The sequence below is a fragment of the Syntrophus sp. (in: bacteria) genome, assembly GCF_040768185.1.
Lineage (GTDB): Bacteria > Desulfobacterota > Syntrophia > Syntrophales > Syntrophaceae > Syntrophus > Syntrophus buswellii.
In genome coordinates, this window is the sequence record NZ_JAXGNC010000016.1 from 1 (window position 1) to 19,399 (window position 19,399).

Below are 19,399 nucleotides of genomic sequence, written 5' to 3' on the forward strand. Positions count from 1 at the left end.
GAGACTGGAACGGGGAAATCGAGATCCGGATGAAGTCTGCTCCGGCTGAGGATTCTGACGCCGCGGTCATCGACGTCATTACGGGACCGCTGGCCGGATTCATCGGCAGCGGAGAACGGTTGAAGAGAATCGCCATCAAACACGAGGTTCTGGATGTGCGCCGTCTGTCTCTCCTGCGGATCCGGTTTCCCCTTCCCGTTGAGGCCGGCCTGCTGGCCGCCCCTGAACTGGAAAGGCCCGACAGCGTGCTCATCGTTCCCGAATCGCAGTTTTCTGTGTTTATTTAGCGGAAGGAGGCGTGCCAATGACAGCTGTCGAGGTCACAGTGGCGGCGCTCATCGCGGGAGCAGCCATGGCGGCATTAACCGAATTCGGATACCGCCGGGGGGTGATCAAGGCTAACCTGCTTCTGATCGATGGGGACTTTGCTCTGAAGACAGCCGGGATTCGAGCGGGAAAGCCCCTTGTGTACGTTGTGGGCGTCGTCGTTCATCTCTTCACCAGCGCCGCGTTCGGGGTGGCGTACTACGTCTTGTCGCGGCTGTTGAAATTTGACCCGGAAAATTCAGCCGCGCTGGCTGCCTATGTCTTTGTTCTCTGGCTGTCCATGCTCTTCCTTGCGCTTCCCATAGCAGGCCAGGGCCTGCTGGGCAGGCGTGCGGCACCCTCGGCGTGGTACGAGCAGCTTGCTCTGCACGCCGTGTTCGGAGCGGTTCTGTGGCTGGGGCTGGTTTTGTATTGAAGCCGGCAGGCCTTTTCACCCTTTCACAAACGAGTAAAAAGGCCGTTTCGCAGCAGGGAACGGCGCCCTTTTTCACCATCACCTTTTATTTAGGAAGATGCAGATCGTTATGCTTCTGACAGGAGTGACCTGAAATGCGCATCGGAAGAGTCGTGATTTCTCTTGTTTTTGTCTGTCTCGCCATCAGCGGATGTGCTGCTGATCCAGAACGACAGGGGGCCTATATGGAAAATTACCGCAGTTACCTTATGAAGACGGATCCCGGTGTCATCGCTCCACCGGCTCCGGGTTCGGAGAAGGAAAAGGCTGCCATCGAAAATTTCCGCGCCTTCTACGAAATCTTTTCCGAAGAGCGGATCCGGGGACGGATCGGAGGCCTCTACGCCCCCAATGCCTATTTCCGCGACGGATTCCGGGAGGTTCAGGGGATCGAGGCCATAACCGCCTATTTTATCTCGAGCACGGAAGCGGTCCACGCATGCACCTTCGACATCCAGGATGTGGCCGTGCATGAAGGAAACTACTACTTCCGCTGGATCATGCATCTGACGCTCAAGCGCAACAGGGAAAAGCCGATCCAGGCTGTCGGCATGTCCCATGTGCGCTTTGACGCCCAGGGATACATCACCTTTCATCAGGATTACTGGGATACGGGAATCATTTACGAGCAGGCGCCGGTCCTGGGCCGGATCATCACCTGGATTCGCGGCCGCATCTGAGTCCGGCCCCCGCTTTTTTGCCGGGAAGTCCGGAGTCCTCTTCAGGGGAGGCGATGACCATGAACGATCAGCGATTGCGCATAGCCGTTGTAGGTGCCGGTGTGGCAGGCATTGTCGCCGCTTACCTCCTTTCCCGCAGGCACGATGTGACCCTCTATGAAAGAAACGATTACATCGGAGGCCACACAAACACGATCGCCGTTCCCGACGGGAAAGGCGGCTCCATACCGGTGGACACGGGCTTTATCGTCTTCAACGACCGGACCTACCCCCTCTTCACCCGCTTCCTCGATCAGCTGGATGTGAAGGCCGGAAAAACGGACATGTCGTTCAGCTATTCCGAGCGGCGGGGCTCTCTCGAATATGCGAGCCGGGACCTGGACAGCCTCTTCGCCCAGCGGAAGAATCTTCTCCGGCCCTCCTTCTGGCGGTTTCTCGCCGGCCTGGTGCGCTTCAACCGCATCACCCGCAGGAGGCTTCACGAAGGCTCCCTGGGCGGAATAACCCTGGGAAGGCACCTGGAGAGGGAGGGGGTCGGAGAGTTCGTTGCCAGGGCCTTCGTGCTGCCCATGGCCGGGGCCATCTGGTCTGCCCCCGACGGTGATATCCGCTCTTTTCCAGCGGAGACGTTTGCACGCTTTTATGAAAATCACGGCCTGCTGTCCCTTCGGGACCATCCCCAATGGTATTATGTGCTCGGAGGGAGCCAGACCTATGTCCGCGCTTTTCTGAAGGGGTTTCCGGGGGCGGTGCGGTCCGCAAGCCCCATCCGCTCCGTGATGAGGACGGAAGACGGCGTGATTCTGAAGCGGCCCGATGGCGAGGAAAGGCACGACTCCGTTGTAATGGCCACTCACGCGGATGAGGCCCTGAGGCTCCTGGCCGATCCCTCGGCCGATGAGGTCAGCCTGCTGTCGCCCTGGAGGTATGCCGCCAATCGCACGGTTCTGCACAGGGATGCCTCATTTCTCCCGGAAAATCGGCGCGCCTGGGCATCCTGGAATTACATCCGGCCGGCTGGCGGCCGTGAGAACGATCCCGCTACGCTCACCTACGATATGACGAGACTGCAGCATCTTCCTGACGATGGTGGGCGCATCTGCGTGACCCTGAACCCTTGGAAGGAGGTTCCGCCGGAATCCGTCATCGAAACGTTCCTGTACGCCCATCCCATGTACAGCTTTGACGCTCTGGCAACCCAGAGCCGCCTATCGGAACTCAATGGAAGGCGGCATACCTATTTCTGCGGCAGTTATTTCGGATACGGTTTTCATGAAGATGCGGTCCGGTCCGCTGTGGCCGTGGCGCATCGGTTCGGGATCGAATTGTAAACGATGAGAGCGCCCACGGAACTCAAGCCTCATTTCAGATCATGCATTTATGACGGGTTTGTCGAGCACAGACGCCACCATCCGGCCGTCCATTCCTTCCGCTATCCCCTTTTTTTCTTCTGCTTCGATCTCGCCGAGCTGGCCGCATTGGATCGTGAAATCCCATTTTTTGGTTACAACCGTATCCGCCCCTTTTCAATCCATGACAGGGATTATCTCGATGGAAATTCCGACCCGCTGCCGGCGAAGGTGATGTGCAGGCTCGCCGATGAGCCCTTTGCCTCCCGCATTGCAAAGGTTCTCCTGGTCACCTCGGCGCGCTATTTCAACTACATCTTCAATCCCGTCAGCTTTTACTACGTCCTGTCGGAACGGGATGAGCTCCTGTGCATTCTGGCCGAGGTGAACAACACCTTCGGCGAAAAGCACCTGTATGTCCTCAGGGGCGTCAACGGCGCCAACCAGGGCTATCCGGCGCGCTTCCGCGCGCAGAAGTGCTTTCATGTCTCCCCCTTCAACAATCTCGAAGGGGAGTATTCCTTTCTCTTTTCGTCGGCGGGAGAGAATCTGGACATCTCGATCGAATTGTGGCGCGAAGGGCGGCTGGTTTTCGAGGGGCATCTGCAGGGGCGGGCCCTGGGGTTGACGACGGCGGACATCGCCCGGATGTTTCTGCGGCATCCCCTTGCGCCGACCCTGACGGTCCCGAGGATCTTTTTCGAAGCGGCGCGCCTGTATTTCCTCCGTTCTCTTCCCTATCACGATAAGCCGGTTCCCCACTCCAGGATGACCATCCGCAGAAGGACAGGCTTCAGTGAACGGCTGTGCATGAAGCTCTTCTCCGCCCTGCTGAAGGGGATTCAAACAGGGGGCCTGACGCTGCGGTTGCCCGATGGGGGCAGGTGGTTTTTCGGGCGGCGGGGAGAACGCCTCCAGGGGGAAATGTCTGTTCATGATTACGGGTTTTTCAAAAAAGCGGTCCTCGGCGGAGACGTCGGCCTGGGAGAAGCCTACGTGGCGGGACTTTGGGATTCCGATGACGTTGTGGCGCTTTTTCGCGTCCTCATTAGAAATCGTGAGGCCCTGGTCAACGGCTATCCTGCAACCGCCTGGCTCACACGCCTCAAGAACCGCATGGCCCACGCAGGAAGGGCCAACTCCTCCAGGGGAGTGCAAAGAAACATCGAGGCTCATTACGATTTGAGCAATGCCCTTTTTGAGACCTTTCTCGACGGTCGGCTTTTGTACTCCTGCGCCGTCTACACGGATGGGGAGGATTCCCTGGAAGAGGCGCAGGAGCGAAAAATCGAAGGCATTCTAAAGAAGGCGGAGATTGAGGCGTCGGACCATGTTCTGGACATCGGGTGCGGATGGGGCGGCGTTGCCCTGGAGGCGGCGAAAAGGACCGGCTGCCGCGTGACGGGAATTACCGTTTCGAAAAAGCAGTTCACCTTTGCCCGGGAACTGGCGGCGCGGGAAGGTCTTGCCGACAGGGTGAGCATTCTCCTGACCGACTACCGCCATATGTCCGGAACGTTCGACAAAATTGTTTCCATTGAAATGATCGAAGCCGTGGGGCCCCAGTATCTGGGAGCCTACTTTGCCGCCTGCGACCGGCTGCTCAAACCCGGCGGCAGGGCGGTGATCCAGGCCATCACCGTTCCCGATCAGATCTATGACGCGTACCGAAGAGAAACGGACTGGATTCAGAAGCACATTTTTCCCGGCGGCCATCTGCTGTCGGTTTCCGTGCTGGCCAATGCCGTCGCCCGGAATTCACGCCTGGTCATTGAGCATCTGGAGGACATCGGGCCTCATTATGCCCGTACCCTGAAAGACTGGCGGATGAGGTTCCAGGAGAACAGGGAGGCCGTCCGCTCCCTGGGATTCGATGAGGCCTTCGAGCGCAAATGGAGTTACTACCTGTCCATCTGTGAAGCCGGTTTCCGCGAGCGGGCCATCGGCGATATCCAGGTCGTTCTGCGAAAGCCGGAATAGGCGGCGTGCGGGATGCGGCGGGCCTGTGCCCCGAGTTCAGGATCTGTTCACGCTGGTTATGACCTTAATGGTGCGAAGCAGATAGTGCACTTCCCTTTCGACGTTCAATTCCGCCTGATGGAGATAAGCTTCAATCCCTGTCTTCATGAAGTCATCGTAATACTCGCTCTCCCAGAGCTTGACAAGGCATCTCGAAAAATAGGCCACGGGAAACAACGCCGGCTTTGTATAATCGACAATGATGATCAGGCCGCTTTCTTTTGTGACGCGCTTCATCTCGTGGAGCGTATTGAGCCCCACGGAATAGGGCATGTCGTGCAGGGCCAGGCTGATGCAGGAAACGTCAAAGGAGCGGTTCCTGAAGGGGAGTTTTTCAGAATCGGCCCGGAGAAGTTTTACATTCTTTGCATGTCTCATCTTTTTCCGAGCGATTTTCAGCATGTCCCTGGACAGGTCAATCCCCGTCACCGTCAGGCCCTTCCTGGCAAATTCGATGGTCTGCGCACCGGTCCCACAGGCGACATCGAGGAGTTTTCCCTGCCGGCTGTCGACGAGATCCGCCACCTTTTTTCTCAGAAAAAGGAGAATGAAGGACGTCAGGTCGTACCATTTTGCCCATTTCCGAAAGGTGTTTGAGTTGTTTTTGATGAAAACGGATTTTTCTATTCGTTCCATTGTAACTTTTTACCAAATTTTTTGAATCTGTTGTGAATAATTTTTTTACCGCCTTGACGGAACATGGATGTGGCCTTGGAAGGAAATCACGTCTTGCATTTCCTGGCCATAATATGGCAAGTACGATTCAGGAAAATCTGAATGAAAAAAAACCGGAGACCTGTTCCAGAGCAGGATCGCTGGCAGGACGGAGGCGGCGCAGGACTGTGCGGACCGGGTATCGACAGGGCAATCGAACCGCCGGCCGGGAATGCGCGAGAGATGGAGCTGAAGGAACGGGCCGGTTTCAGGGGGAAGTCTTATGTGGGAATATACGGATAAGGTCAGGGAATATTTTTTGGAGCCCCGCAACGTGGGCGAAGTGGATAATCCTGACGGAGTGGCGGAGGTGGGCTCCATCGCCTGCGGCGACGCGCTGCGCCTGACGTTCAAACTGGATGAGAACAAGCGCATCAGCGAGGCGAAATTCAAGACCTTCGGCTGTGCCAGCGCCATCGCCTCTGCGTCGGCCCTTACGGAAATGGTCAAGGGGCTCACCGTGGAAGAGGCGGAGAAGATTACCAATCAGGATATCGCCGCCTACCTGGGAGGGCTCCCCAAGGAAAAGATGCACTGCTCCGTTCTTGGTCAGCAGGCTCTGGAAAAGGCCATTGCCTATTACCGGGGAGTGCCCACTGAAGTCAAGGAAGGGGAGATCATCTGTGAATGCTTTGGCGTGACGGACCGGGAAATCGAACAGGCCGTTAGGAAAAACAGCCTGAGTTCCGTGGAAGAGGTGACCAATTATACCAAGGCGGGAGGCGGTTGCGGAAACTGCCTCGACAGGATTCAGGAAATCATCGACAGGGTGCGGGCGGAAGTGCGTGAGCCCGTTCGTCCGAAAATGACGAACATTCAGAAAATCCGCATGATCGAAGAGATCCTGGATCGGGAAATCCGTCCGGCCCTGAAAAACGATGGTGGGGATGTGGAGCTCATCGATGTGATCGGCAACCGGGTGCTGTTGGCGAAGAGGGGATACTGCGCCGTCTGTCCGGCATCGCAGCAGACCTTGAAGGGTTTTGTAGAGGTCAAGCTCCGGGAACTGGTCTCGCCGGATCTCGTTGTGGAGGAGGTGACGGAATGACGACGGTCTATCTGGACAACAATGCGACCACCCAGGTTTCGGCGGAGGTGCTGGCGGCCATGATGCCCTATTTCGGCCGGCTTTACGGCAATCCGTCCAGCATGCACACCTTCGGCGGTCAGGTGGGGATCAAGGTCCGGGAAGCCCGGGAACAGGTTGCCGCCCTCCTTGGGGCGTCACCGGACGAAATCATCTTCACCAGCTGCGGGACGGAGAGCGACAATACGGCGATTCGTTCGGCGCTGGCCACCTATCCGGAACGGAGGCACATCGTGATCAGCCGTGTGGAGCATCCCGCCGTACGCTCCCTCTGCGCGCATCTGGCCAAGGAGGGCTGCCGGGTGACGGAACTGCCCGTGGACAGCGAAGGCCGCCTCAACATGGAAGCCTATGAAAAAAGTTTGACACCGGATACGGCCATCGTCAGCCTGATGTGGGCCAACAATGAAACGGGTGTCATGTTCCCCGTGGAAAAAGCGGCCCTGATGGCCCATGACCGGGGCATCCTGTTTCACACCGATGCCGTCCAGGCCGTCGGGAAAATTCCCATCGACATGGAAAACAACGCCATCGATATGCTGTCCCTTTCCGGGCATAAGCTTCATGCCCCCAAGGGGATCGGCGTCTTCTATCTGCGGCGCGGCACGCGATTTTCCCCCTTCATGATCGGCGGTCACCAGGAGCGGGAACGGCGCGGGGGGACGGAGAACGTGCCGAGCATCATCGGCCTGGGAAAGGCCTGCGAGCTTGCCGCTGCTTACATGGAGGAGGAAAACACCCGGGTGAGGCAGTTGCGGGATAAGCTGGAGCATGAATTGCTGGACAGAATCCCCAATTCGCGCGTCAACGGTGACCGGGTCAATCGTCTTCCCAACACCACGAATATCAGCTTTGAATTCGTAGAGGGGGAGGGCATCCTGCTCATGCTGGACCGCTATGGAATCTGCGCCTCTTCGGGCTCGGCCTGCACCTCGGGATCCCTTCAGCCTTCCCATGTCCTGCGGGCCATGGGGGTTCCCTTTACGATGGCGCACGGATCGATCCGCTTCAGCCTGAGCATTATGAATACGGAGGAGGAAATCGACCTGGTCATCGAAACCCTTCCGGAAATTATCCAGCGCCTGCGGGAGATGTCGCCTTACTGGGATTCGGGAAGACAGGCCTGCGCCACTCCGTCTTAAGCCGTTTTCCCGAGACGCTTTTCTTTTCCTGTTATCATTCGAGACCGGCGCTTAGTAAACCGGCACTAAAAAAAAGGGCGTAACCGAATTCGGTTACGCCCTTTTTCCCAATGCCGGGTGGCGGATTGAGGTTGCGTCGGCAAGAACAGTCTGGGCGAAAGGTCGTCGGGAACCCCCGCTTCTCCCAAGATCAACCATCCGCCTGCGCTGCCGAAAACGCCACGTGGTCGTGGCTCCGTTATCCTTTCCTGATCAGAAGGCGACAGTATCCTTCCTTCAGAATATTCTCGTTGATTCTGCTTCCATTGAGTCTCTGGCGTCTGCGCTTCAGCCACACAAGTTCCGGTGCGATCAAGCCAAGGGTGTCCCGATGCTTTGTTAAACGCTTCATGAAGTTCATGATCCATGCTCCTTTCTGAAACAATGGTTGAGTGTCCTGAACGGAAACAGTGTCCTTCCGGAGTTCCTGGCGCCGGTCTGATCTTTCTTGGGTGAATGTTACAAGATGGAAAAGGTTCAGACAATCGGGAGTATGATGATTTATTGCCGTTAAAAGCCTTAGAAGTGGGAAAACAAAGTACTTAGGCGGGTGTGGATTAGATTAGGGATTAGTCTGTATGGCGGATCAGAAAATTCCTGGCGGAAAAATCATCCTCCACGTTCAAATCTCGCCCTGAAGCCGTCGGGAACCCTCACCGGTTTCTGGTTCACGTAATCAAAGAATACGACTCCGGTTTTGGCTCGCGCCACCTCCTGCCCGGTCTCTCTATTGCTGAGCCGGTAAAGAAAATCGCAGGATTTGGAGGCAAAGTTCCGAACCGCGACCTCGACCCGGATCACCTCCCCGAAAAAGGCCTGCGATTTGTAAACGATGGCGGCATCGGCGGCGACATAGCCACAACCGTCTATGTTCAGGTGGGGATAGCCCAGGTGCTCCAGAAACAGGAAACGGGCCTCTTCAGCCAGGGAGAGAACGGCGTCATGAGCCAGGTGATTCCCGGCGTTGATATCGCGGAAGCGGAGGCGCAGATCGGTTGAGAAATCAAATGTAGCCGGCAGTTCTATCTTGACTCGCGTCATAAGTGCAAGGGCTCCTTAACCGTTCCTGTACATTGGTGATGAAAACACAGTAGCGACGGTCAGCCTGATATTAGCGCATTCTGTTCAGAGATGCAGCGATTTAATTTCATGAAATCGGAAGATCCGATCCCGATGGTTTCCGGAAAAAATCAGCAGATCCTTGGCACCAGTTCCCCCAGAGGAAGATCGACCACCCGGGAACCGCCGATGATCGTCTGCATTATCAGGCCTCCTCCATTGCGCTCTCCCACAGAGCCGATGATTTTGGCATCTCGCCCGTATTCATGATTCCGCAGGGTTGCCAGAACCCGGTCTGCATCGGCCGGCGCGCAAAAGACGGCCACTTTCCCTTCATTGGCCAGAAAGAAAGGGTCGAACCCAAGAATTTCGCAGACGCCTTTCACTTCGTCTCGAACAGGCAGTTCAGACTCCTGTATCGTGATGGAAAACCCGGATTGGCCGGCGATCTCAGCCAGGATTGCCCCGAGTCCGCCGCGGGTCGGGTCTCGCATGCAGTGGATATGTTGGGACGCTGCGAGAATCGATGAGATGAGGCCGTTAAGCGGTGCCGAATCGGAGCGGATTCCAGAGCTCAGGCCCAGTTCCCTGCGCCTGCAGAGGACCGTGGCGCCGTGGTCGCCGAGAGTCCCGCTCACAAGGACTGCATCGCCAGGCTGTATGCTGTCCACGGACAGGGGCTGAGGATATTCAATCATCCCGATGCCGGAGGTGTTGATAAAAAGCCCGTCGGCGGCTCCGCGGGCCACGACCTTGGTGTCGCCGGTCACGATGGATACGCCGGCTGTTTTGGCCGCTTCTGCCATGGATCGGGTAATCTGCTTCAGGTCTTCCATGGGGAACCCCTCTTCGAGGATGAATCCGGCACTCAACATCAGCGGGATTCCGCCACAGACGGAAAGATCGTTGATCGTTCCGTGAACGGCCAGTGACCCGATATTCCCTCCGGGGAAGAAAATCGGATCGATGACATAGGAATCCGTTGTGAAGCAGAACTTCCTGCCCTCCAAAGTGACGACCGCGCTGTCCTCCAGTCGATCGAGACAGGCGTTGCTGAAGAGAGGAAGAAAAACCTCGGTAACGAGTTCATGGCTGAGGAGTCCGCCTCCGCCATGTTCCAGCAGAATTCGCTCTGTGCTCATGGGGCATTATCCTGTTTTCTTTTTCAATGAAAAATAAAATAAATCCAAGGGATCGATGTCACCTGTCTCGTGTTGAACGAAACAGATCCTTTCTTCAAGATTTCCTTCTCTTCAATCGGGAGGCGGCAACCACGGCCTGTCCCAGGGCGATGCAGCCGTCGTTGGGTGGCAGGCTGATGTGGGTATAGACGGCAAACCCTTCCTTCTCCAACTCCCGGGTCACACCATTGAACAGAATGCGGTTCTGAAAGCAGCCGCCGCTGAGGACGGCCCTGTTGATGCCGGTTCGTTCGCGGATCTCGCCAGCCGTGGCCGCCAGGGCTTTGATCAGTGAAACATGGAAGCGCGAAGCGATTTTATGGGGGTCTATCCCGTTGATCCGCTCCTGGGCGAGTGTCCGGATCAGGGGCCTCAGATCAAGAAGCGTACGGCCGTCTTCGTAGCGGAGAAGAAAGGGATAGCTTGCTTCATAGGGCAGATCCGCCATGGCCTCGAGTTCCATCGCTGCCTGGCCCTCGAAGCTTGCCGTATGGCGGATTCCCAGAAGAGACGCCACGGCGTCGAATACCCGGCCGAGACTTGAGGCCTGTGGGCTGTTCAACCCTGAAGCCATCATGGAATTCAGAAGTTCAAAGTGTGACGCAAAGGCGCTCAGGTCTAAACGCTGCGCCATTTCCTGCCAGTCGTGGCCATAACTTTCATGCAGAAGGCTCACCGCCACCCGCCAGGGTTCCCGGACGGCCTTGTCCGAGCCGGGAAGCGGGAAGGGTTCAAGGTGGCCCGCCCGCTGAAAATCCAGTTCATCTGAAATGAGAAATTCACATCCCCAAACCGTGCCGTCCGTGCCGTAACCCGTTCCGTCCATGGCCAGCCCGATCACTTGTTCCGACAGCCCGTTTTCGGCCATGACACTGACAATGTGGGCGTGGTGATGCTGAACGCGGAAAATCTCCCGGTGGGGAAGCTCTTTCGCAAGCCGGGTGGTGTAGTAGGCCGGATGAAGGTCGCAGGCAAGCACCTTGGGTCGGCACGAAGCGATCCTTTCCATCAGGCTGAGGCTTTCGGAATGAAATGCCCGCGCTTCCGGGGTTTCAAGATCTCCGATATGGGGGCTCAGATAGGCCTGGTTTCCCTTGAGGATGCAAAGGGTTGCCTTGAGTTGTGGCCCCAGGGCGAGAACGTCCGGGTAACATTGCTGCAGGGTGATCGGCCTTGGGGCATAGCCGCGGGACCGCCGGATCATGACCGTCTTGCCCCGTGCGGCCGTTACAACCGAGTCGTCGCAGCGCACCAGGATGTCGCGGTTGTGAAGAAGAAAGAAGTCGGCGATCCCTTTCAGGCGCAACAGGGCCTCCCGATTTTTCTGACAGATGGGTTCGTCGACTCGATTTCCGCTTGTCATGACGAGTGGGGGGCTATCATCCTCCAGGAGCAGTGCGTGCAACGGTGTATAGGGCAGCATGATGCCCTGGTCCGGCACTCCGGGAGCGACGGAAGGGGCGATTCCACCGTGCCGCTTCTTGCGGCACAGGACGATGGGCCGTTGGGGGGAGGAAAGAAGATGCTGTTCAAGACGGCCAATTTCTGCGATTCTTCCGGCCGCCTCAAGATGTCCGACCATGACGGCCAGGGGCTTTTCCTCTCGATATTTCCGGGCGCGCAGGCGCTGAACGGCTTGCTCATTGGTGGCGTCTACGGCAAGATGAAAACCGCCGAGTCCCTTTATGGCCAGAATTTTCCCCTTTTTCAGCAGTTCCCGTGCCTGTTCCACGGGGTCCGGGAAATCGTCGGCCAGGGGAACGCCCTGTCCATCGGTCATCCAGAGTCTGGGGCCGCAAAGGGGGCAGGCATTGGGCTCGGCATGGAAACGGCGGTCAGAGGGGTTTTCATACTCGGTGCCGCACTGCGGGCACAGGGGAAAGCAGGCCATCGAGGTATTTCCCCTGTCGTAGGGGACATCGCGGATGATGGTCAGGCGGGGACCGCAGTCCGTGCAGTTGATGAAAGGATAACGGTACCGGCGATCCCGCGGATCCTTCAGCTCCCGCAGACAGTTGTCGCAGACGGCAAGATCGGGAGAGATCATAACGTCCTTATCCCCGTCGTCCCGGCTGGATCGAATCTGAAAGGTCTGCTCCCCGCGGACGGAAAGGTCCTCTTGCGAGACGGCGGCCACCTCTGCGGCGGGAGGGAGGTTGTTCAAAACGGCGGGGACGAACCCTTCAATGTGACGGGGATGTCCCTCAACCTCGACGACAACCCCTTCCGGGGTATTGCAGACGAACCCGCCAAGGTTCTGTTCCTTCGCAATTCGGTAGATGGCCGGCCGAAATCCGACTCCCTGGACGATGCCGGAAAAAAGGAGCCGGATACGCCTTCTTTCCTGGTTATTCAAACTCGAAAAGCCTCGATCTGAGCGGACAGCCAGTTGAACCATCCTTCCAGCCCTTCGCCGTTTTTGCAGGAAACCTCGAAGATCTGGAGTGCAGGGTTTACGGACAAGGCCGTACGTTTCGCCTTTTCCAGGTCGAAATCCACGTAGGGCAGCAGGTCTGTCTTGTTGATGATCATTACCGCCGACTCCTGGAACATGAGGGGATATTTGGCCGGTTTGTCCGCCCCTTCAGGAGTGCTGAGAATCATCACCTTGGCATTTTCTCCGATTTTAAACTCTGCCGGGCAGACGAGATTTCCCACGTTTTCGGAAATGAGAAGGTCGATCCGGTCGAGTTCAAGGGAAGGGAGTGCTTCGCGGATCATGTTGCCGTCAATGTGACAGGCGCCGCCTGTATTGATCTGAACGGCGGGGATCCCCAGAGCGGATATCCGGTCGGCATCCTGGGTATCCTGAATATCTCCCTCGATGACGGCGATCCGGTAGCGGTTCTTGAGGGCCATAATGGTCTTCTCCACCAGGGTCGTCTTTCCCGCACCCGGTGAACTCATGAGGTTGATCACATAAATTTTCTTCTCGTCAAAGAGCGCACGATTATCCTGGGCGATCCGTTCATTGGCATCGAGGACATTTTTAACAATGGTTACCTTCATCTCTATTTCCCCCTCCGCAATGCATGTGTTAATGATGACCATTCAGCCCTTCAGGGCATTCTCCACAGGTTTCGCTGACGTCGCCGGGATGGATGCCGATGGCGCCTCCACCCGTTTATCCCGGTGCCAGCTTTGATCCGGAATTGGACCCGCTTGTAACAGCGGCGGCTCTCTGCCTTTTTCAAGCCTCATATCTGAGGTACGCCGCGCAGGTTCCCTCGCTCGATACCATGCACGGGCCTACAGGGTTGACCGGCGTGCAGGCTTTCCGGAAAAGCCGGCATTCCGGGGGAGACATCGCACCACGGAGGATCTCTCCGCAGCGGCAACCCTCAAATTCTGCGGAATGGATTTCCGGCAGGGGAAATCTGTTCAGGGCATTCATGGACTCATACTCCTTCCGGATGAAAAGGCCGCTTCCAGGAATGACGCCCAGACCTCTCCAGTCCGCATCGCCCGGTTCAAAGACCTCCGCCATTGTCTGTCGCGCCCGAAGATTTCCCCCTTGCGTGACACCTCTTGCATACTGGATGGCGACCGCATAGCGCTTTTCCAGGATCTGCTGAAGGCTCAAAAGAATTCCATCGACCATGTCGACGGGCTCGAAACCGGTGATCACGGCGGCCCGTCCCGCTTCAGGGATGAGACGGTAAGCTTCCCCCCCTGTAATGACACTGACATGACCGGGGCAGATAAAGCCATCGATGTCCAGTCCGGGATCATCGAGGAGGGACTGGATCGCAGGGGGGACGGTCTTGTGAACGGAGAAGACGGAAAAATTCTTTAACCCTTTCCTCCGGGCGCTTCGGAGCGTTGAGGCTACGGTTGGAGCCGTTGTTTCGAAACCGATTCCCAAAAAAACGACTTCGCGTGTCGGATTCTCTTCGGCGATGGAGAGTCCGTCCAGGGGCGAGGAAAGGATTCGGACGTCGGCACCTGCGGCGCGGATCTGCTGAAGGCTCCGTCCACCGGTGCCGGGGATGCGGAGCATGTCCCCGAACGTGGCGAAGATGACATTCGGCCGTTCTGCCAGGTAAAGGGCGCGATCCACATCGGAAATCGACGTTACGCAGACGGGGCACCCCGGGCCGGAGATCAGGCGGATGCTTCCGGGAAGCAGTCTGCGGATTCCGAAACGGCCGATGGCATGGGTATGAGTTCCGCAGATTTCCATCAGGGTGATTGGCCGGCCGATCTTTTCGGCCAGGACATTCACGGCGTTGAGCAGTTTCCGGACGAGTTCCGGATCCCGGTATTCGTCAATAAATTTCATGATCGATGAACTCTTTCAGTAAAGCGAGACTCTCCTTGGCGTCTTCTTCGTCGATCCGATGAATGGCGTATCCGGCATGGCAAATGACGTAGTCGCCGACGGCGACCGGTTCATCAAGGAGATCCAGGCAGGCCTCGCGCTTCGTCCCGCTGATGTTAATGACGGCAAAGTTGTTCTCATCGATGCTCAGGATCATGCCGGGAAAAGCGATGCACATGCAAAACACTCCTCTGCTATTCATTTGTTGCGAAATGACGAACCCGGCCTGCCATCCGGATGAACTCCGGGACAAGCCTCACTCCACGTCCAGTTCCAGAAGCTGCAATTCCTCTGTTCCGCCGGTCAGAAGCACCTCTGTCCTGCCGCATGCCGGACAGCAGGTTTCGAAGTGATCCACCTCGAAATCTTTTTCACAATTAACACAATGAATGATGACCGGCAGGATGTCAAGTTCAAGCGTTGCCCCTTCAGACCGCGTACCCTTCGACTGCACCTCGAAGGCGAACTGCAGGCATTGAGGAACCACACAGGACACTTTTCCGCAGGACAGCCGCAGCGACGTGACACGTTCGAACCCCTCCCGAAGGGCATAGTCTTCGATAATATCCAGGATCGATGTAACGAGAGAAAGCTCATGCATGAATTCTTACCGGGGCCATGGAGAGGCGGTTCAACTCTTCAACGAGAAATTTTTCCATGACGGGGAACTTTTTCTTCAGCAGGGCGTAAGCCATGACCCCGCCTTCGACGGTTCGGACGGAATCGGGCAGAGACCGGCGTCGCTCGAACTCGCGGAGAAAGTGCACGCCGAAGCCGTCATCCTTCATCAGGATATTGTCCAGCCCAAGAATGGTGACCTCCTGTTTTTCCGTCATTTCGTCAGGATAAGAACGGAGAAGGACATCCTTCCCCGTTTGTCTTTTCACCCGGTTCTTTGCGACGCTGACGCTGTCAGCCTTCGAATCGGTGTTCTCCCTTCTGGAAGATATTTCCCGTGACCATGGACGAGAGGGTTCCCTCTTTCAGAACGGCATCATACCAGAAGGCCATATAGATGTGAACAACTATGAAGAGGATGAAACCCCAGGCGAGTACATGATGAATCATGCGCACGGCGGCCAGACCTTGAAAGTCGTGAAGGGCCATTCCCAGGCACTGCTCTGCCTGATCCCCTGCGGCGGCCATGATCGTCTCGTGATATTCGAGGGAAATCGTTTCGAGAAGAATGCTGGCCCCATCGGGGTGTGAAGAGCGCAGCAGGGACTCGCTACAACCCGTGCATTCCGCGAAGTGGAGCCAGACAATCGGCAGGCGGCTGAGATTTTCCGCCGCTTTGCGCAGGGGTATGGCACAGAAAATTGTTGACCGGAAAATGCTCCAATGAGATAAGACCGGATTAAGAAGGAAAACTATCGGAGCCTTCCGCGCGGCATTAAGGGAAATGCTCCTGGACAGAACGTTCCATTTGGGAAAGAATATTTAAGATTGCTTTTGGATGAAATCCGGGTAATAAAAAAGTGCACCTGTAGAGAGGCTAAGCCGCCCTTGCACGTGCACTGGCTGTTGGATCGGCGAGGGGCTTTGAGAATGTGCCCACTTCCGATCCGAATTGGCTCCCCGGTGCGGATTCGAACCACGGCTCCGAGGGTTAACAGCCATCTGCTCTACCGACCGGGCTGCCGGGGAACGAATGCGGCCGTTCGAACGGGGCTCATCGTAGCAGGATTCCATGGATGCCAACCATGGCATCATCGAAGTGCCGGGAGAATTCGCTTCCTCGATGTACATGGACATAATCAGCTTTTTATAAATTTTACCTGCAGGAGGAAAAGTCAAAATGGATAAGTATTTTTGTACCGGCTGTGGCTACATCTATGACCCGAGACTCGGCGACCCCGAGAATGGCGTCCCCCGCGGAACGCCCTTCGAGGAGATTCCTGAAAACTGGGTTTGTCCAATCTGCACGGCTCCGGAGACGAGTTTCCAGCCCGACTACTGTGAAGTCTAGATAAGATTGGCAGGTATTGAGGAATGAGATTTCTGATCAAGTGGATTCTTTTGACCCTGTCCGTTCTTCTGGCCGCCTATCTGCTGGAGGGGATCAGGGTCAGCAGTTTCTTTTCCGCGCTTCTCGCCGCGGCGATGCTGGGATTTCTCAATGTCTTTTTCCGGCCGATTCTTCTTGTTCTGACTCTTCCTGTGAATGTTCTGACCCTCGGCCTCTTCACCTTCCTGATCAATGCACTCATCCTCAAAATGGCGTCGGGCGTCATCCCCGGCTTCGACGTTCAGGGGTTCTGGACGGCTGTATTCGGCGCGCTGCTGATCAGTGTCGTGAACGGGCTGCTGGGCGCCGTTCTGGGCGGGGGAAGCTCCCCGGGCGGCGGGGGCTTCATCGAAATGAAAAAGCGGGGCGGGGATCGCTGGGAATGACCGATTCCGTGGACATGACCAGTTTGACCCCGGCAATGCGGCAGTATGTGGAAGTGAAGAGCAGACATCCCGACTGCATCGTTCTTTTCCGCATGGGAGATTTTTATGAAATCTTTTTTGAAGATGCCGTAACCGCCTCTGAGATTCTTGAAATCACCCTCACGTCACGAAACAAGGGGAAGGAAGACAGCATCCCCCTGTGCGGCTTTCCCTACCATGCCTTGTCCACCTACATCCCGAAGCTCATTGAAAAGGGGCTCAAGGTGGCGATCTGCGAACAGATCGAGGACCCGAAACTTGCCAAGGGGGTTGTCAAGCGGGAGGTCATCCGCATTGTCACCCCCGGCCTGGTCGTGGATGCCGAAAACCTTCATGCCAAGGAAAACAACTTCCTCGCGGCGGTTAATCCCCTGGGCTCTTCCATCGGGCTGGCCTTTCTCGATATTTCCACCGGGGAATTCCTGGTCAGCGATTTCCAGGATCCGCAGTTTTTTGAGGCGGAGATGGCCGCCCTTGAATTCCGGGAAATCCTCCTTCCCGAGGATCTCCGGAGGAGCGGTTTTTCCAGGTTCTTTTCCGGGAGAGAACCCGTCTGCCGCCTGGATGAAATGCCCGGGGAGTATTTTGATCAGGACGAGGCCTGGAGGCGTCTTTCATCCGCCGTTCCGGAGAACATCCTTGAGCGTTCAGGCCTGAAGGGCCATCCGGCGGTGGTTGGAGCGGCAGGCGCCATTCTTCGATACGTGGAGGAGACCCAGAAGAATACCCTCCAGCACATCCGCCGGCTTCAGTGGTACTCGACAAAGGATTATCTCCTGCTCGACGAGACGGCGAAGCGGAACCTTGAACTGTTCAGAACCATCCAGGACAATCGGACCTCCGGCTCCCTGTTTTCCATCCTCGATGAAACGATGACCGCCATGGGGGGGCGCCGCCTTCGCTGGTGGCTCAACTATCCCCTTGTCGATCCGGAGAAAATCCGGGAAAGGCTGGCGGCCGTAGCGGAAATACGGGAAAACCATCTTTTCCGGGAAAACCTGCGCCGAACCCTCTCCGGGATTTATGACATGGAGCGCCTGGCGGGAAGAATTTCTCTGGGGGTCGCCAACGCCCGCGATCTCATCGCCCTGAAAAACTCATTGAGCAGTCTTCCCGGCCTTAAAAGCCTTCTTGCCGACAAAACCTCCCCGCTGCTGGAAAGAATTTTCCTGGGCATCGATGAACTGCCCGATCTGCATGACCTTCTTGAACGGGCGATCTGCGACTCCCCGCCGCTCACCCTCCGGGAAGGGGGGCTCATCAAGGACGGCTACGACGAGGAGCGGGACCGCCTGTCCTCCATGATGCGGGACGGGAGAAGGTGGATCGCTGCGCTCGAGGAAAAGGAGCGAAAGCGGACGGGCATTGCGTCTCTCAAGGTGGGATTCAACAACGTCTTCGGGTATTACATCGAGATTTCCAAGGCCAACGCGGCCAATGCGCCGGAAGAGTACGTGAGAAAACAGACCCTCGTCAATGCGGAGCGTTACATCAACCAGGAGCTCAAGGAGTATGAAACGGCCGTTCTCAATGCGGAGTCTCGATGCCGGGAGCGCGAATACGACCTCTTTTCCGCCGTGCGGGATACCGCGGCAGCGGACATCCCCGGAATTCAGGAAACGGCATCCTGGCTGGCTTCCCTGGATGCCCTGGCCTCCCTGGCGGAAGTCGCCGACAAGTACGGATACTGCTGCCCTTCCGTGGACCGGGAGGACCGGATTGAGATCGACGTGGGAAGGCATCCCGTTGTGGAGCGGATGCCCCTCAAGGATGGCTTCGTTCCCAACGACCTTGTTCTGGATACGGAGCTGAACCGATTCCTGGTGATTACCGGCCCCAATATGGCGGGTAAATCCACGTATATCCGACAGGTTGCGCTCATTGTTCTCATGGCGCAGATGGGGAGTTTCGTGCCGGCATCCAGGGCAAGGATCGGGGTGGTGGACCGGATCTTCACGCGAATCGGAGCGGCGGACAGCCTGATCCGAGGCCAGAGCACCTTCATGGTGGAGATGAACGAGGTGGCGCAGATCCTTCGTAATGCCACCAGGCGGAGCCTGGTGATCCTGGATGAGGTGGGGCGGGGGACCAGCACCTTCGACGGCCTCAGCATCGCATGGGCCGTGGCGGAATACCTCCACGACCAAAAAAGCATCGGGGCCCGCACTCTCTTCGCGACCCACTACCATCAGCTCACCGAACTGGCCGTGGCGGGAACGGGATTCAGGAATTTCAATATCGCCGTCAAGGAGTGGGGTGACCGGATCATCTTTTTGAGGAAGATTGTTCCCGGCGGAACGAACCGGAGTTACGGAATCCAGGTTGCGCGGATTGCAGGCGTTCCGGACGAAGTGATCAGCCGTGCCAGGGAAATTCTCGACAACCTGGAAATCGGGGAAATGGATGAAGTGGGCATGCCCAAAATTGCCCGGAGCAGGAAAAAGAAAGTCCGCAACCCCGGGCAGCTGAATCTTTTCATGAGCGAAAAGGAACGGGTTGTCGAAGAGCTTTCGGCATTGAACCTGTCCTCCCTGGCGCCCCTGGATGCCCTGGACCTCCTTCGGAGCTGGCAGGAGCGGCTGAAGGAAAACTGA

At 56.9% G+C, this 19,399-nt stretch carries 21 protein-coding genes and 1 pseudogene; 11 read left to right on the forward strand and 11 right to left on the reverse strand.

Annotated features, from left to right (window positions below; translation table 11 throughout):
- The 5 genes from AB3175_RS12655 to AB3175_RS12675 form a co-directional block, all read left to right on the forward strand.
- Positions 1-287, forward strand: a 287-nt coding sequence (locus AB3175_RS12655) for a hypothetical protein (RefSeq protein ID WP_367361310.1), incomplete at its 5' end; no start/stop codon positions are given.
- Positions 288-304: 17 nt separating this feature from the next.
- Positions 305-742: a hypothetical protein gene (locus AB3175_RS12660; protein ID WP_367361311.1), complete on the forward strand. Its 438-nt coding sequence runs from the start codon at positions 305-307 to the stop codon at positions 740-742.
- A 134-nt stretch (positions 743-876) separates the two neighbouring features.
- Positions 877-1,461 (forward strand): nuclear transport factor 2 family protein, encoded by a 585-nt coding sequence (locus AB3175_RS12665; RefSeq protein ID WP_367361312.1) that lies wholly within the window; start codon positions 877-879, stop codon positions 1,459-1,461.
- 59 nt (positions 1,462-1,520) lie between these two features.
- Complete coding sequence (locus tag AB3175_RS12670; protein ID WP_367361313.1) at positions 1,521-2,792, forward strand: NAD(P)/FAD-dependent oxidoreductase; 1,272 nt, start codon at positions 1,521-1,523, stop codon at positions 2,790-2,792.
- A gap of 3 nt (positions 2,793-2,795) precedes the next feature.
- Positions 2,796-4,790: a DUF1365 family protein gene (locus AB3175_RS12675; protein ID WP_367361314.1), complete on the forward strand. Its 1,995-nt coding sequence runs from the start codon at positions 2,796-2,798 to the stop codon at positions 4,788-4,790.
- A 36-nt stretch (positions 4,791-4,826) separates the two neighbouring features.
- Here AB3175_RS12675 and AB3175_RS12680 read toward each other — a convergent pair whose 3' ends face one another.
- Complete coding sequence (locus tag AB3175_RS12680; protein ID WP_367361315.1) at positions 4,827-5,465, reverse strand: class I SAM-dependent methyltransferase; 639 nt, start codon at positions 5,463-5,465, stop codon at positions 4,827-4,829.
- A 141-nt stretch (positions 5,466-5,606) separates the two neighbouring features.
- On the opposite strand from AB3175_RS12680, the gene AB3175_RS12685 reads away from it, so the two are divergent.
- From AB3175_RS12685 to nifS, 3 genes are read left to right on the forward strand one after another with little or no spacing between them, the layout of a single operon-like run.
- Positions 5,607-5,786 carry a hypothetical protein gene (locus tag AB3175_RS12685; RefSeq protein WP_367361316.1) on the forward strand — a complete coding sequence of 60 codons (180 nt, stop codon included), beginning with the start codon at positions 5,607-5,609 and terminating at the stop codon, positions 5,784-5,786.
- Positions 5,767-6,591, forward strand: coding sequence for a Fe-S cluster assembly protein NifU (nifU, locus tag AB3175_RS12690; RefSeq protein WP_367361317.1), 825 nt, complete (start codon positions 5,767-5,769; stop codon positions 6,589-6,591). The genes AB3175_RS12685 and nifU overlap by 20 nt, the downstream gene beginning before the upstream one ends.
- A complete protein-coding gene (nifS, locus tag AB3175_RS12695; protein ID WP_367361318.1) occupies positions 6,588-7,772 on the forward strand; it encodes a cysteine desulfurase NifS in 1,185 nt (394 codons plus the stop codon). The genes nifU and nifS overlap by 4 nt, the downstream gene beginning before the upstream one ends.
- Before the next feature lie 238 nt (positions 7,773-8,010).
- Here the strand turns inward: nifS and AB3175_RS12700 are convergent, their stop codons facing one another.
- The 10 genes and pseudogenes from AB3175_RS12700 to AB3175_RS12745 all read right to left on the reverse strand — a co-directional run.
- Positions 8,011-8,172 (reverse strand): hypothetical protein, encoded by a 162-nt coding sequence (locus AB3175_RS12700; RefSeq protein ID WP_367361319.1) that lies wholly within the window; start codon positions 8,170-8,172, stop codon positions 8,011-8,013.
- Positions 8,173-8,420: 248 nt separating this feature from the next.
- Positions 8,421-8,852, reverse strand: coding sequence for an acyl-CoA thioesterase (locus AB3175_RS12705; protein ID WP_367361320.1), 432 nt, complete (start codon positions 8,850-8,852; stop codon positions 8,421-8,423).
- 149 nt (positions 8,853-9,001) lie between these two features.
- Positions 9,002-10,012, reverse strand: coding sequence for a hydrogenase expression/formation protein HypE (hypE, locus tag AB3175_RS12710; protein WP_367361321.1), 1,011 nt, complete (start codon positions 10,010-10,012; stop codon positions 9,002-9,004).
- Between the two features lie 94 nt (positions 10,013-10,106).
- On the reverse strand, positions 10,107-12,407 hold the full coding sequence (gene hypF, locus AB3175_RS12715) for a carbamoyltransferase HypF (protein WP_367361322.1): 2,301 nt from the start codon (positions 12,405-12,407) through the stop codon (positions 10,107-10,109).
- Complete coding sequence (gene hypB / locus AB3175_RS12720; protein ID WP_367361356.1) at positions 12,404-13,060, reverse strand: hydrogenase nickel incorporation protein HypB; 657 nt, start codon at positions 13,058-13,060, stop codon at positions 12,404-12,406. The genes hypF and hypB overlap by 4 nt, the downstream gene beginning before the upstream one ends.
- A gap of 181 nt (positions 13,061-13,241) precedes the next feature.
- Complete coding sequence (gene hypD / locus AB3175_RS12725; protein WP_367361323.1) at positions 13,242-14,333, reverse strand: hydrogenase formation protein HypD; 1,092 nt, start codon at positions 14,331-14,333, stop codon at positions 13,242-13,244.
- Complete coding sequence (locus AB3175_RS12730; protein WP_367361324.1) at positions 14,320-14,550, reverse strand: HypC/HybG/HupF family hydrogenase formation chaperone; 231 nt, start codon at positions 14,548-14,550, stop codon at positions 14,320-14,322. The genes hypD and AB3175_RS12730 overlap by 14 nt, the downstream gene beginning before the upstream one ends.
- Before the next feature lie 78 nt (positions 14,551-14,628).
- Positions 14,629-14,973, reverse strand: a complete 345-nt coding sequence (locus tag AB3175_RS12735; RefSeq protein ID WP_367361325.1) for a hydrogenase maturation nickel metallochaperone HypA — start codon at positions 14,971-14,973, stop codon at positions 14,629-14,631.
- A complete protein-coding gene (locus AB3175_RS12740; RefSeq protein WP_367361326.1) occupies positions 14,966-15,259 on the reverse strand; it encodes a hypothetical protein in 294 nt (97 codons plus the stop codon). The genes AB3175_RS12735 and AB3175_RS12740 overlap by 8 nt, the downstream gene beginning before the upstream one ends.
- Positions 15,260-15,284: 25 nt before the next feature.
- Positions 15,285-15,668: pseudogene (locus AB3175_RS12745) on the reverse strand (cytochrome b/b6 domain-containing protein); the annotation flags it as partial.
- Between the two features lie 502 nt (positions 15,669-16,170).
- Here AB3175_RS12745 and AB3175_RS12750 point away from each other — a divergent pair.
- Genes AB3175_RS12750 through mutS form a run of 3 tightly spaced genes read left to right on the forward strand, consistent with a single transcriptional unit; the run spans position 16,171 to position 19,399 of the window.
- Positions 16,171-16,341, forward strand: coding sequence for a rubredoxin (locus AB3175_RS12750; RefSeq protein ID WP_367361327.1), 171 nt, complete (start codon positions 16,171-16,173; stop codon positions 16,339-16,341).
- A 23-nt stretch (positions 16,342-16,364) separates the two neighbouring features.
- Complete coding sequence (locus AB3175_RS12755; protein ID WP_367361328.1) at positions 16,365-16,766, forward strand: phage holin family protein; 402 nt, start codon at positions 16,365-16,367, stop codon at positions 16,764-16,766.
- A 14-nt stretch (positions 16,767-16,780) separates the two neighbouring features.
- A complete protein-coding gene (gene mutS, locus AB3175_RS12760; protein WP_367361357.1) occupies positions 16,781-19,399 on the forward strand; it encodes a DNA mismatch repair protein MutS in 2,619 nt (872 codons plus the stop codon).